General features: G+C 57.8%; 12 protein-coding genes. 2 read left to right on the forward strand and 10 right to left on the reverse strand.

All coding sequences use genetic code 11. The features are described from left to right. The first annotated feature begins 38 nt into the window (after positions 1 to 38). Both HHJ16_RS11730 and HHJ16_RS11735 read left to right on the forward strand, forming a co-directional pair. On the forward strand, positions 39 to 698 hold the full coding sequence (locus HHJ16_RS11730) for a DUF3047 domain-containing protein (RefSeq protein ID WP_296900731.1): 660 nt from the start codon (positions 39 to 41) through the stop codon (positions 696 to 698). Next, positions 695 to 1,834, forward strand: coding sequence for an FAD-dependent oxidoreductase (locus HHJ16_RS11735; protein WP_296900733.1), 1,140 nt, complete (start codon positions 695 to 697; stop codon positions 1,832 to 1,834). Before HHJ16_RS11730 ends, HHJ16_RS11735 begins: the two co-directional genes overlap by 4 nt. Positions 1,835 to 2,052: 218 nt before the next feature. Here HHJ16_RS11735 and HHJ16_RS11740 read toward each other — a convergent pair whose 3' ends face one another. The 10 genes from HHJ16_RS11740 to pheA form a co-directional block, all read right to left on the reverse strand. After that, a complete protein-coding gene (locus HHJ16_RS11740) occupies positions 2,053 to 2,583 on the reverse strand; it encodes a helix-hairpin-helix domain-containing protein (protein ID WP_296900735.1) in 531 nt (176 codons plus the stop codon). A 128-nt stretch (positions 2,584 to 2,711) separates the two neighbouring features. Further along, positions 2,712 to 3,719 (reverse strand): ADP-glyceromanno-heptose 6-epimerase, encoded by a 1,008-nt coding sequence (gene rfaD, locus HHJ16_RS11745; RefSeq protein ID WP_296900737.1) that lies wholly within the window; start codon positions 3,717 to 3,719, stop codon positions 2,712 to 2,714. 33 nt (positions 3,720 to 3,752) lie between these two features. After that, positions 3,753 to 4,688, reverse strand: a complete 936-nt coding sequence (gene rfaE1, locus HHJ16_RS11750; protein WP_296900739.1) for a D-glycero-beta-D-manno-heptose-7-phosphate kinase — start codon at positions 4,686 to 4,688, stop codon at positions 3,753 to 3,755. Between the two features lie 15 nt (positions 4,689 to 4,703). Continuing rightward, complete coding sequence (lapB, locus tag HHJ16_RS11755) at positions 4,704 to 5,849, reverse strand: lipopolysaccharide assembly protein LapB (protein WP_296900741.1); 1,146 nt, start codon at positions 5,847 to 5,849, stop codon at positions 4,704 to 4,706. Next, a complete protein-coding gene (locus HHJ16_RS11760; RefSeq protein WP_296900742.1) occupies positions 5,839 to 6,135 on the reverse strand; it encodes a lipopolysaccharide assembly LapA domain-containing protein in 297 nt (98 codons plus the stop codon). Before HHJ16_RS11760 ends, lapB begins: the two co-directional genes overlap by 11 nt. 62 nt (positions 6,136 to 6,197) lie before the next feature. Beyond that, positions 6,198 to 6,512, reverse strand: coding sequence for an integration host factor subunit beta (locus HHJ16_RS11765; RefSeq protein WP_296900744.1), 315 nt, complete (start codon positions 6,510 to 6,512; stop codon positions 6,198 to 6,200). 64 nt (positions 6,513 to 6,576) lie between these two features. After that, on the reverse strand, positions 6,577 to 8,262 hold the full coding sequence (gene rpsA / locus HHJ16_RS11770) for a 30S ribosomal protein S1 (RefSeq protein ID WP_296900747.1): 1,686 nt from the start codon (positions 8,260 to 8,262) through the stop codon (positions 6,577 to 6,579). Between the two features lie 159 nt (positions 8,263 to 8,421). Further along, the gene (locus tag HHJ16_RS11775; protein WP_296900749.1) at positions 8,422 to 10,419 is read right to left on the reverse strand and encodes a bifunctional 3-phosphoshikimate 1-carboxyvinyltransferase/cytidylate kinase; all 1,998 of its coding nucleotides are present in this window, start codon (positions 10,417 to 10,419) and stop codon (positions 8,422 to 8,424) included. A gap of 10 nt (positions 10,420 to 10,429) precedes the next feature. Further along, on the reverse strand, positions 10,430 to 11,308 hold the full coding sequence (locus HHJ16_RS11780; RefSeq protein WP_296900751.1) for a prephenate dehydrogenase/arogenate dehydrogenase family protein: 879 nt from the start codon (positions 11,306 to 11,308) through the stop codon (positions 10,430 to 10,432). Positions 11,309 to 11,433: 125 nt separating this feature from the next. Beyond that, the gene (pheA, locus tag HHJ16_RS11785; protein WP_296900753.1) at positions 11,434 to 12,519 is read right to left on the reverse strand and encodes a prephenate dehydratase; all 1,086 of its coding nucleotides are present in this window, start codon (positions 12,517 to 12,519) and stop codon (positions 11,434 to 11,436) included.

Below are 12,519 nucleotides of genomic sequence, written 5' to 3' on the forward strand. Positions count from 1 at the left end.
CAGCCGCGCCATCCGACGCAGGCCTTTCCGCACCAGCCTTGACCCCTTTCTCTTCGGCCAGCGGAACCGTGCCCCCCGCACCGTGGCATGTGGTCGGCCTGCCCAACAGCCGCAAGCCGCTGACCCAGTTCGACATTACGCCGATCGATGGCCATGCCGTGTTGCGCGTGCAGACCAACCGCTCCTACGCGAATCTGGTGCATGAACTTCCGAACGTGGTGCCTGCGCCAGGCACCCAACTGCGCTGGCGCTGGAGACTTGACGAGCCGCTGCGAGAGGCCGACCTTCGCCGCCGCGAAGGCGACGACAGCCCGCTTAAAGTCTGCGCGCTGTTTGACATGCCGCTGGACAAGTTGGGATTCGTCGAACGCAACCTGCTGCGAGCGGGACGTTCGGTGAGCGGCGAAAAGCTGCCTTCCGCAACGCTGTGTTACGTGTGGGACGCCACCCTGGCACCCGGAACCTTGCTGGATAACGCCTTTACCCATCGCGTGCGCATGATGGTTCTGGATAGCGGTGAACAGCGCCTGGGCCAGTGGGTCGAGCACACGCGAGATCTGGGCGCTGATTTCCGCCGTGCCTTCGGCCATGAAAGCGCAACCGTGCCGCCGCTGGAGGCCATACTGGTCGGCGGGGATGCCGATAACACCGGCGGCCACAGCCTGGGGTATGTGGCAGATGTCACACTGTCACCATGAATTCGACCATCACCTCATCGACGGACTCGAAACATCTTGTGCTGCTGGGCGCGGGCCATTCCCATGTGCATGTGCTGCATGGCCTGGCGCAACACCGGGTGGCTGACTTGAACCTCACCGTAATCTCGCCTTACCCGCAGCAGCTCTACTCAGATATGGTGCCGGGCTTTGTGGCGGGTCACTACGCGCTGGACGAGTGCGTCATTTCGCTGGAAGGATTGCTCTCGCGCTGCGGTGCGCGTTATATCCCCAGCAGCGCCGTGTCAATTGATCCCGATGCGAAAACGGTCACACTGGCCAACGGGGAAACCGTGGCCTATGACTGGCTGAGCTTAAATACCGGTTCAGTGGTGGACCGCGAGAAGATCGAGGTGGAAATGCCCGGCGCACGGGAGCATGCGTTGTTTGTGCGTCCCATAGAAATCTTTGGCCAGCTCTGGCCTCAAGTGGCTGTGATGGGCCAAGGCCGACCCATTCACCTGGCCGTGGTGGGTTCGGGCGCGGCGGGGCTCGAACTTGCCATGGCCACCGCCCACGTATTGAACGGGCCATCCTGCGCGAGCGGCAGCCGCGTGACGCTGGTGACTGGCGGTCCGGCACCAGCGCAAAATTACCCTGCGAGCGTCCAGCGCAGAGTACTCAGAGCCCTGTGGAACCAGCAGATTACCGTATTGCCAGATGCCTGCGTCGGCGTGGAGCTTGAAGAGATCATGCTTGCCAGCGGGGCGCGTCTGGCCTGTGATGCGCCGCTGCTTGCTGTAGGCGCGCAGGCGCCGACGTGGCTGGCTGACAGCGGCCTGGCACTCGATACTGCCGGGTTTTTGGCCATCAACTGTTTTCAGCAAAGCACCAGTCACCCGCATGTGTTTGCTGCCGGCGATGTGGCTAGCCACGTTGATGCGTTGCATCCGCGAAGCGGTCTCCATGCGGTGCACGCGGGTCCGCCGTTGCTGATCAATCTGCGTGCCGCGCTGCAGGACCAGCCGCTGAAGTCATACCAACTGCCCGCGCATACGCTCAATCTCCTTTCGTGCGGCGGGCGCTACGCCATTGCCGCGTGGGGCGACATCAGCGTCGAAGGCCGTTGGGTGTGGCGCTGGAAAGACCATATCGACCGCCAATTCGTGGCCGCGTAGATCGGATGATCTGATGTGCATTCTCTCTACGATCGAAGCTTCAGGTTTCACTTTGCATTGAGGAAAGGTTGGGGTCGTGTATCGGCCCGGGATGATCAGGCACGGCGTCAATTACTATAAAAAATAATGCGGGCTGATGCCCGTTACCATCTCCCGATAGATCAATAAGGCAAGAAAAAACCCGCCAACAGACGGGTTTTGATTGGCAAAGAGCGAATTTACTTTTTGGCGGCGCTGGCGACAGGTTTAGCTGCATCCACTTTGCTGTCCGATTTCGGCGTCACGGCCTTCTTGGCGTCTTGCGCGGCTTCCTTTACGGCGTCCTTGGTGTTGATTGCTGCACCCTTGACCGCGTCCTTGGTGCTGATAGCGGCACCCTTGACGGCATCCTTGGTTGCCACTGCAGCATCTTTGGCTTTTTCAGTGATTGGCTTCTCGGTTTTCTTGCTATCGGCTTTGGCCTTGGCCGGTGTTGAGGCCGGGCTTTGATAGCTTGCAGCGCCGACGGTCAGGCCCTCAGCGGAGAACTTGGCGGCATTTTTATCGCCCACACCTTTAACGCGGCTGATGAAGTCGTCCCAGTTCTTGAATTCGCTTTTTTTGCGTTCTGAAATAATCTGCTTGGTGGTGGCAGGACCGATGCCCTTGATGCCGTCGAGTTGGGCTTCAGTGGCTTTGTTAACGTCAACCGCAGCAAACGCTGCAATGAGGGACATGGCGGCAAAAAATGCCAGTAATTTCTTGAACATGAGAAAACTCCTCAAAAATTAGATGAAACCAAATGCACAACTTATCCCTGTAGGGGAATGGGTCCTTCCCATAACGGCCCATTTTCAAGCGGGTTGACAGCCGCGCTTCGTTTTTAAGCGAAGAAGCTTTAGTTTTTGGCGCCGTTCAACCACTGCATGTAAGCAGACACTCCCGTTTGAACGTCGGCAAAGGTGTGTTGGCAGCCGGCTTCGCGCAAGGCGCTTAGGTCGGCTTGCGTGTAGCTCTGGTACTTGCCTACAAGAGCGGCAGGAAAGTCAATGTAGTCGATCAGGCCACCAAGTACGGCCTCCTCAACGGTCAGAAGGGCTGCGTTTTTGCTCTGCCGCAAGGTATTCACAACCGCCATAGCCACGTCATTGAAAGGTTGTGCTCTCCCGGTGCCCAGATTAAAAATGCCGGATTTTTCGGGATGGTCCAGAAACCAGAGGTTGACGCTTACGACATCGTCGATGAAGACAAAGTCGCGCATCTGACCACCCGCGCCATAGCCGCCGTATTCTCCAAAAAGTTTGACTCTGCGCTCGGTTTGAAACTGCTTGAATTGGTGAAACGCCACGCTGGCCATGCGGCCCTTGTGTTGCTCGCGCGGACCATACACATTGAAATACCTGAATCCGGCTACTTGCGTCGAAGCGTTCTCGAATTTGGCACCGAGTTCTCGCCGCAGGCGCTGGTCGAAGAGCAGCTTGGAATACCCGTAAACATTTAACGGACGCTCAAACTCAGGGGATTCGCTGAAGGTGTCGGAGCCGCCGTAAGTCGCCGCTGACGAGGCGTAGAGCAGGCGGGTGCCCTGGTCCTGACAGGCGTGGAACAATTCGCAGGATAGCGTGTAGTTGTTGTCCATCATGAATTTGCCGTCCAGTTCCATGGTGTCGCTGCAGGCACCCTCATGAAACACGGCTTCAACCTGACCGAACGCCCCTTCGGCAAAGAGGTCGTAAAAGTCGTCGGCATCCACGTAGTCGGCAATTTTCAGGTCGGCCAGATTGCGGAATTTGTCACCGTCGGTCAGGTCATCTACAGCAATGATGTCGTCAATGCCGCGGGCGTTGAGCCCTTTGACCAGATTACTGCCAATAAAGCCGGCGGCGCCGGTCACTGCGATTTTCATGGGGAAGTCCTCGTGCTCTATGCGGTACTGGTTTTAGGGTGCGTCAAACAGCTCGTTGTAGTTGACTGTTGCGGTTCCAAATTTGCCAACTACGATGCCGGCGGCCCGGTTGGCAATGGGGACCGCGTCGCGCAGGCTCAGGCCGCTGGCGCTCATGGCGGCAAGCGTGGCAATGACGGTGTCGCCGGCACCCGTCACGTCGAACACTTCTCTAGCCACAGCGGGCACATGCAGCTCGCCTTGCGCGTCAAACAGTGTCATCCCTTCTTCGCTGCGGGTCAGGAGGAGGGCGTCCAGGTTCAGCGTGGTCCGCAGATTATGGGCTTTGATGCGCAGATCATCTTCATCGTTCCAGTGCCCAATCACCTGCTCCAGTTCGACGCGATTGGGCGTGACGATGCTGGCATTTTTGTAGCGTCCGTAGTCAGCGCCTTTGGGATCAACCATGACTACCTTTCCTGCTGCACGCGCCTTTGCAATCATCAATAAGATGTGCGCCAAGCCACCTTTGCCATAGTCAGAAAACAGCACCACGTCATGCTGTAAGTGCAGTCGTTCGAAAGTGGCGGACTGGGACGCCAGTACTTCGTTTTTAGGTGTGTTTTCAAAATCAAGCCGCAGTAGCTGTTGCTGACGGCCAATGACGCGCAGTTTGACGGTAGTTTTGAGTTGCGCATCGCGGCCAAAGTAAGGCGTGATGCCTGTTTTGGCCACCAATGCCTCCAGAATACGACTGTCTCCGTCATCGCCGACGACGCTCAACAGCGATGCCTGGGCACCGAGGGTGACGATGTTGTAAGCCACGTTGGCCGCAGCGCCAATACGTTCTTCAGTGTGTGTCACGCGCACGATGGGTACGGGGGCCTCGGGCGAAATACGGTCTACCGCTCCGTACCAATAGCGGTCCAGCATGGTGTCGCCCACCACAAGAACGCGGGCCGAAGAGATTTTTTCTGGCGTCAGTTGCATAGTCGTCTTGTCGGGTTACAGCTCTTCAATCCGGCGTGTCGGGTAGCTGTCCCAGGCTTGGCAGCCCGGGCAGTGCCAAAAATGATGGGTGGCCTCAAAGCCGCAGGCGGCACAGCGATAGCGCATCAAGGGCTTGGTGGCTTGGTCAAGCGCGCGCATGACAAGTTCATGGGAATGTTCATCTTCGTGTTTTTCGCCGGCAATCCATTTGCCGGCAGCGATAAGAGAGGCTTGACGCTCCAGGTGTTGCACGTACCAGCGTCGGGCGGTCACCGGGTCTTTTTCAAGTTTGACGATAGCCTCAATGACATCAATCGATGGTATTTGCGCATAACTCGCCTTCAGGAGATCCAGCGCAGCCGATTGCTGACCACTGCTTAATGCGATGTTTGCCAAAAGCCCTGCGGCCAGCGGCAACCCCAGCGGTGCCGTTTTTCCCAGCTGAAGCAAGGTGTTTAACGCGTCTTGCGGCTGGCCCAGCTGGGCCAGCAGCTTCGCAAGATCAATCAGCGGTCTGGCTGATGCGGGCGCGATGGCCGAGGCTTCATGCAGGCTGCTGATGGCCTTGCTGGTATCCCCGGCGGCCGCATACGTGCTGGCTTGCTCGCACAAGTAGTGGGCCTGCCGCGTACTAAAACTGCCATGGCTGGAACTACCGAGCCTGGCGGCGATTTCCGTCGCGTTGGACCAGTCGCGCGAGCGTTCGTAAATCGACAGCAGCGCGAGACGGGCTTCTTCCGCGAACGGCGTGCCCTCGAGTTTTCGCAGCGCCGACTCGGCCCGGTCAAGCAAACCGGCCTTGAGGAAGTCGAGCGCTAACGCATGCTGCGCCCGATCGCGTTCGGGTTGCGTCAGGTCGCCGCGTGACATCAGATGCTCATGCACCCGCACGGCACGCTCATACTCGCCGCGGCGGCGAAACAGGTTACCGAGTGCAAAGTGGAGTTCGGACGTATCGGGATCGTTTTGTACCGCTTCAATGAAAGCGTCAATGGCTTGGTCCTGCTGCTCATTCAGCAGAAAGTTCAGCCCCTTGAAATAAGCTTTGGGCGCCTGGCGGTTTTCAATACGCAGTTGTCTCAGGTCCAGCCGCGAGGCCAGCCAGCCCAGCGTGAACGCGACCGGAAAGCCAAGCAACACCCAGGTGAAATCAAATTCCATGGTGAATCGGGGAGGGGGTGTCAGTGACAGCCGGGGCGGCGCCGAAAGCCGAGGAGCCAGTCGGGTAGCGCAGCGCTGCTTTGCGTTTCTTCCACCAGCGCGGGATCATGACGAAAATGCCCAGCGCCAATCCGCAAGCGAAGGCGGCCAGCACGACCAGCACCAAAGGGGCTTGCCACACCGTGCCAAAAAAGAAATGCACCGCAACCGTTTGCTGGTTGTTCAGGGCAAAAGCAAACAACGTAAAAAAAATGGCTGCCTTGAGCAGCCACATCAGATATTTCACTTGCCAATTCTCCTTGTGGTCTAGGCGATTGTAGTCAGACCATCGCGGGGAAACCTGCGCACTTATTTGATATTTGTGACCGCAAGCAGTTCTTGGGTCCGTGCATCCACCGCTTCCCGCAATGCTTTCCCCGGCTTGAAATGAGGCACCCGTTTTTCAGGGATGGCCACGCTCTCTCCAGAGCGGGGATTTCTGCCGATGCGCGGTGGCCGCCGGTTGATGGAGAAACTACCGAATCCCCTAATTTCGATCCGGTGGCCGCGCACCAGCGCGTCGCTCATGGCATCAAGAATGGTCTTGACGGCATATTCGGCATCGCGTTGCGTGAGCTGGACAAATCGGGCTGCCAGTTCTTCTACAAGATCGCTTCGGGTCATGAATCAAGTGACGGAACTGCGGTGTAACCCGCCTTCAGGCGCATTACACCGCAGCGAGGCCAGTTTACTTGTCGCTGTTTTCGAGCTTGGCCCGCAATAGCGCGCCCAAGCTGGTCAGACCGGCGCTCTCGCGGGACGACTGCTGACTCAGGTTCGCCATGGCTTCCTGTTGGTCCGCGTTGTCCTTGGCTTTCACTGACAGTTGGATGTTGCGGGTCTTGCGATCCACGTTCACCACCACTGCTGACACTTCGTCGCCTTCTTTCAGGACGTTGCGCGCGTCTTCAACGCGGTCGCGGCTGATTTCGCTGGCACGCAGGTAGCCAATGATGTCTTCACCCAGATCGATCTCGGCGCCTTTGGCATCAACCGTCTTGACCTTGCCGGTGACAATCGCGCCTTTGTCGTTGATCGACACGAAGGTGGTGAACGGATCGGAATCAAGCTGCTTGATACCCAGGGAGATACGCTCGCGATCGACATCGACAGCCAGCACGATCGCTTCGACTTCCTGCCCCTTTTTGTAGTTGCGAACAGCGGCCTCACCAGGCTCGTTCCAAGACAGGTCGGACAAATGCACCAGACCGTCGATACCGGCAGCCAGGCCCACAAAAACGCCAAAGTCAGTGATCGATTTGATCGGACCCTTGACGCGGTCGCCGCGCTTGGTTTCCACTGCAAACTCTTGCCATGGGTTGGCCTTGCACTGCTTCATGCCCAGGCTGATACGGCGTTTGTCTTCGTCGATTTCAAGGACCATCACTTCGACTTCGTCACCAAGCGCTACAAGCTTGCTTGGCGCGACGTTTTTGTTCGTCCAGTCCATCTCGGACACGTGCACCAGACCTTCAATGCCCGGCTCGAGTTCCACAAACGCGCCGTAATCGGCGATGTTGGTGATCTTGCCAAACAAGCGGGTGCTTTGTGGGTAGCGGCGGTTCACGCCCATCCAAGGGTCGTCGCCCATTTGCTTCAGACCCAGGGAGACGCGGTTTTTCTCGGTGTCGAACTTCAGGATCTTGGCGATGATTTCCTGGCCAGCAGTGACCACTTCGCTTGGGTGACGTACACGACGCCATGCCATGTCGGTGATGTGCAGAAGGCCGTCAATGCCACCCAAGTCAACGAACGCACCGTATTCGGTAATGTTCTTGACGATGCCCTTGACCGCAGAGCCTTCTTTCAAGGTTTCCATCAGCTTGGCGCGCTCTTCGCCCATGCTGGCTTCCACGACAGCGCGGCGGCTCAACACCACGTTGTTGCGCTTGCGGTCGAGCTTGATAACCTTGAATTCCATGGTCTTGTTCTCGTACGGAGACAAGTCCTTGATGGGGCGGGTGTCGATGAGTGAGCCAGGGAGGAAAGCGCGGATGCCATTGACCAGAACGGTCAGGCCACCCTTGACTTTGCCGCTGGTCTGTCCAGTCACAAATTCGCCGGATTCCAGGGCTTTTTCAAGGCTCATCCATGAGGCCAGACGCTTGGCCTTATCGCGGCTAAGAAGGGTGTCGCCATAGCCGTTTTCGACCGAGTCGATGGCCACGGACACAAAGTCGCCGACCTGAACTTCGAGTTCACCTTGGTCGTTTTTGAATTCTTCGAGGGGGACATAAGCCTCGGATTTGAGTCCGGCATTGACGACAACGTGGTTGTGGTCGATACGTACTACTTCAGCGGTGATGACTTCGCCAGAACGCATTTCACAGCGTTGCAGCGATTCGTTAAATAGATCGGCAAAAGATTCAGACATTAATTTCCTAATCCACAAGACAGGATTCCAATAGCGAAATTGCTATTGTTTTTATAGCTGCATGCGGCGATTTTGTGCGGCCGAACGAGACGTCAGACCGCGGGTTGCGTGAGTAATCCTGGTGACCAGGCGTTTCCTGGTGAGAGTACGCGTCGGGGGTCAGAAGGGCCGGCTACCCTGCCACCAGTCAATCACCAAAGCTGTCGATTTCTCGATAGAAAGATTGGAGTTGTCTAGCAACCGGGCGTCATCAGCGGGTTTTAAAGGAGCGGTTTGCCGAGACATATCTCTGCGGTCACGCGCTTCTAAATCTCGCTGAATCGCGACTATTGTAGCCGGATTCCCCTTTGAAATCAATTGCTTATGTCGGCGCTCGGCCCGATGGCGTGCACTCGCCGTCAGGTAGATTTTGAGACCGGCGTCAGGGAAAACGACGGTTCCCATGTCGCGGCCATCCGCCACCAAGCCGGGCAGTTGCCGAAAGCTGTGTTGCAGGGCTAGCAAGGCGTCGCGGACCTGCCGGTGGACCGAGACTTTGGAGGCGGCCATGCCGGCCGCTTCGGTTCTAATTGCGTCAGACACATCCTCCGCATCGAGGAAAATCCGGTCGCCCTTAAATCGAACTGGCAATGCGCGGGCAATTCGCGCCACACCGGATTCGTCGTCAAGATCCACTCCGGAACGCGCCGCGGCGTAGGCGCTTAAACGATACAAGGCGCCTGAGTCGAGATAATGGTAGCCGAGCCGATGGGCCGTCAATGCGGCCAGCGTTCCTTTTCCGGACGCGGTGGGGCCATCAATACAAATCACGGGGATATTGGCAGTGTCCGCTTCCACCAGATCAAACAGCGCTTCAAAATAATCCGGAAAGGTCTTGGCGACGCACTTTGGGTCAAGGATTCTGACGGGCAGCTGCGCCGGGTTGAATGCCGCCAGCGAAAAACACATGGCTACACGGTGGTCGTCATAGGTGTGAATGGAGGCGTTTTTCCATTCTTTCGAGGAAGCTGGCGGCGTGATCCTGATGAAATCAGCCCCTTCCTCGACTGTGGCGCCAAGTTTTCTCAGTTCGCAGGCCATGGCGGCAATGCGGTCGGTTTCCTTGACGCGCCAACTCGCGATATTGCGCAGCGTGGTGGTGCCATCGGCATACAGCGCCATGACGGCCAATGTCATCGCCGCGTCTGGAATGTGATTGCAATCCAGATCAATCGCCTTGAGCGGCCAGGAGCCGCGCGAGATGCGTAGCGAGTTTGGTGTGCTTTCGATCTGGGCTCCCATCAACCGGGCGGCCTCGACGAAGTGGATGTCACCCTGAATAGAGTCGGCGCCCACGCCTAGAATCTCTATACCGTTTTTACTAGGAACGCCTTCTGCTATAGCGCCCAGTGCTATGAAATAACTGGCAGAAGAGGCGTCACTTTCAACGTAAATTTCACCGGGCGACTGATAGTGGCTGCCCGCCGGGATGGTAAATCGCTGCCAGCCCTCGCGCTGGACCGAAATCCCAAAACGCTTGAGCAGGTTGAGCGTGATTCCGATGTAGGGCCGTGAAATCAGCTCACCCACGACCTCAATGCAAATATCGCGACTCGCTACCAGCGGCAGCGCCAACAACAGGGCGGTCAGAAACTGGCTTGAAACGTCGCCGCGCACACGAATCGGCTTATCCAGCGCCAAAGGGTTCAATCCCGGTCTTATTCGCAGCGGGGGGAAGCCCTCGTTGCCGGTGTATTCGATAGAACACCCCAGCAACCTCAGCGCATCGACCAGATCCCCAATCGGTCGTTCGTGCATACGTTGCACGCCGGACAGCTCAAATTCTCCGCCGAGCAGCGCGAGAGCCGCCGTCAGCGGCCGCATGGCAGTGCCAGCGTTGCCCATGAAAAGTACTGCTTTGCGGTGAATGAGTGTAGCCGCCATGCCGCCGATCACCGCTGTAGTACCGTCTTGCGTCACCGTACAGCCGAGCTGCTTCAGCGCCGTCAGCATCACGGCGGTGTCCTCGGATGCCAGCAGGTCGTGCACTGTGGTTGGTCCCCGACTCAGTGCGGCGAGCAGCAAGATTCGGTTGGAAATACTTTTGGAACCGGGCAGGCGAGTTGTGCCTGCTGCCCTGGCCAGCGGTGGAATATCCAGGTACTCGATATCGAACATGGACCGGAACCTACGGATGTGATTTTTGCGGAGAGACCCGCCAGTTGGCGCGCGTCTCGCTGGCTCGCTCAAGCAGGACTTCCAGCACATCACCACTGTCACTGGCAATCAGTTGTTCGAGGGCCTGCAGCGTTTGTTGGAAAATTTTTGACTGTGCAAGCAGCTCTTCGCGATTTGCCATCAAGATGTCGCGCCACATTCTTGGATCGCTGGCTGCAATTCGAGTGAAGTCGCGAAAGCCGGGTCCCGCTAATGACATGTAGTCTTTGCCATGTTCTTGGCCCGCAATCCCATTGATCAGGGCGAAGGCGATCAGGTGGGGAAGGTGGCTGACTGCAGCATAAGCGGCATCGTGAGACTGCGGCGACATCTTCAGCACATGGCACCCCAATGCGGTCCAGACATCAGTTGCCTTTTGCAACTGGACAGTGTAAGTACGCTCAATCGGCGTCAGGATGACCTGCTTGCCTTTGTAGAGATTCGCGTCAGCGTGCTCAACGCCCGAAACCTCCTTGCCGGCAATAGGATGGCAAGGAACAAAACAGCCGACGTGATCACGCAGGACGCGCCGCGCCGCATCCACCACATCGCGCTTGGTCGAACCCACATCCATGATGAGCGTGTTGGGGCCTACGAGATGCCGGATGGCCTTGAAGGTGGCTTCGGTGGCGGACACCGGTATCGCCAGCAAGACGATATCGGCTCCCGAGACGGCCAGCAGGGCGGAGGGGGCTGCAACGTCAATCACGCCCATTTGGCGCGCGCGCTCTGTCGTTGAAGGGGATTTGCTGTAGCCGACGATGCGTTTGACCAGCCCGGCGCGCTTAAGTGCCAGTGCAAAAGAACCGCCCATCAGGCCGCACCCAATAAGCCCTAATTGTTCAAACATGGTGAAAATTCCGACATGATGTGGCGAGTGAGAGGGTCATGTATTTTCCCGCTGGGCCGCCCCAAGGGAAATTAGCCCCTCCCGGGGGCAGCGTAGTACGCGAAGCGACAAGCGTGGGGATCATCTCAATCGCTCACTGGGTAGATTCCCAGGACTTTATAAAAGGCACACAGGCGCTGTAAATCAGTCAGCGCCGCTTGCACATGGTCCTGCGACGGATGGCCTTGCAGGTCGATATAAAAGTAATATTCCCACTGGCCGGAGCGTGCCGGGCGGGATTCGAAGCGGGTCATGGACACCCCGTGGACTTTCAGTGGAACCAGAATGTCGTGCACAGCGCCGGGGCGATTGGGCACCGATACCACGAGGCTGATGCAGTCTTTTTTGGAGGCGGGCGGCGAGGATAGCGTTTGCGGCAAACACACCACGACAAAACGTGTGCGGTTAAATGCGTCATCCTGAATCGCGTGGGCCGCTGTATGTAGTCCAAATTGGGTTGCCGCACGATCGCTGGCGATGCCGGCCCAGGCCGGGTTGGTCGAGGCCAGGCGTGCGCCCTCTGCGTTGCTCGATGCCGTCCGGCGTTCGGCATTGGGAAGGTGCGTGTTCAGCCAACCCTGGCATTGCGCCAAAGCCTGTGGGTGGGCATAAACGGCTTCGATGTTTTCCAGCGATTCGGACAGTCGCAAAAGGTTGTGTCGCACCATCAGGCTGATTTCGCCAACAATGTGCAGGGGTGAGCTCAAAAACAGGTCAAGCGAGCGCGACACCACGCCCTCGGTGGAATTTTCAACTGGCACAACGCCATAACTGGCACTACCGGCTGCGGTAGCACGAAACACTTCATCAATACTGACGCAGGGAACGTGCTCAATACTCGCACCAAAAAACTGCAATGCGGCCTGTTCGCTGAAGGTTCCAGCAGGGCCTAAATAGGCCACTCGCACCGGCGATTCAAGGGCCAGGCAGGCTGACATGATTTCACGCCACACGGCTGCCACGTGCGTGTTTTTCAGGGGGCCGGTGTTGGCCCGCTCGACCTGCTCAATTACCTGGGCAACCCGGTCGGGACGAAAGAAGGGTGTTCCTTCGCGTTTTTTGACGTCTCCGACTTGCTGCGCCACCTGCGCGCGGCGGTTCATGAGGGCAAGCAATTCTCTGTCTATCGCGTCAATCTGGATGCGCAGGTCGGCGAGGGGGGTGGAAGTCAT

This window comes from Polaromonas sp. (assembly GCF_012927485.1).
Classification (GTDB): domain Bacteria; phylum Pseudomonadota; class Gammaproteobacteria; order Burkholderiales; family Burkholderiaceae_C; genus Polaromonas.

Excerpts from the sequence above, each read along its gene's own strand:
- HHJ16_RS11735 (WP_296900733.1), top strand. The coding sequence starts at position 695 with ATGAATTCGACCATCACCTCATCGACGGACTCGAAACATCTTGTGCTG.
- HHJ16_RS11740 (WP_296900735.1), bottom strand. The coding sequence starts at position 2,583 with ATGTTCAAGAAATTACTGGCATTTTTTGCCGCCATGTCCCTCATTGCA.
- rfaD (WP_296900737.1), bottom strand. The coding sequence starts at position 3,719 with ATGAAAATCGCAGTGACCGGCGCCGCCGGCTTTATTGGCAGTAATCTG.
- rfaE1 (WP_296900739.1), bottom strand. The coding sequence starts at position 4,688 with ATGCAACTGACGCCAGAAAAAATCTCTTCGGCCCGCGTTCTTGTGGTG.
- lapB (WP_296900741.1), bottom strand. The coding sequence starts at position 5,849 with ATGGAATTTGATTTCACCTGGGTGTTGCTTGGCTTTCCGGTCGCGTTC.
- HHJ16_RS11765 (WP_296900744.1), bottom strand. The coding sequence starts at position 6,512 with ATGACCCGAAGCGATCTTGTAGAAGAACTGGCAGCCCGATTTGTCCAG.
- rpsA (WP_296900747.1), bottom strand. The coding sequence starts at position 8,262 with ATGTCTGAATCTTTTGCCGATCTATTTAACGAATCGCTGCAACGCTGT.
- HHJ16_RS11775 (WP_296900749.1), bottom strand. The coding sequence starts at position 10,419 with ATGTTCGATATCGAGTACCTGGATATTCCACCGCTGGCCAGGGCAGCA.
- HHJ16_RS11780 (WP_296900751.1), bottom strand. The coding sequence starts at position 11,308 with ATGTTTGAACAATTAGGGCTTATTGGGTGCGGCCTGATGGGCGGTTCT.
- pheA (WP_296900753.1), bottom strand. The coding sequence starts at position 12,519 with ATGACTTCCACCCCCCTCGCCGACCTGCGCATCCAGATTGACGCGATA.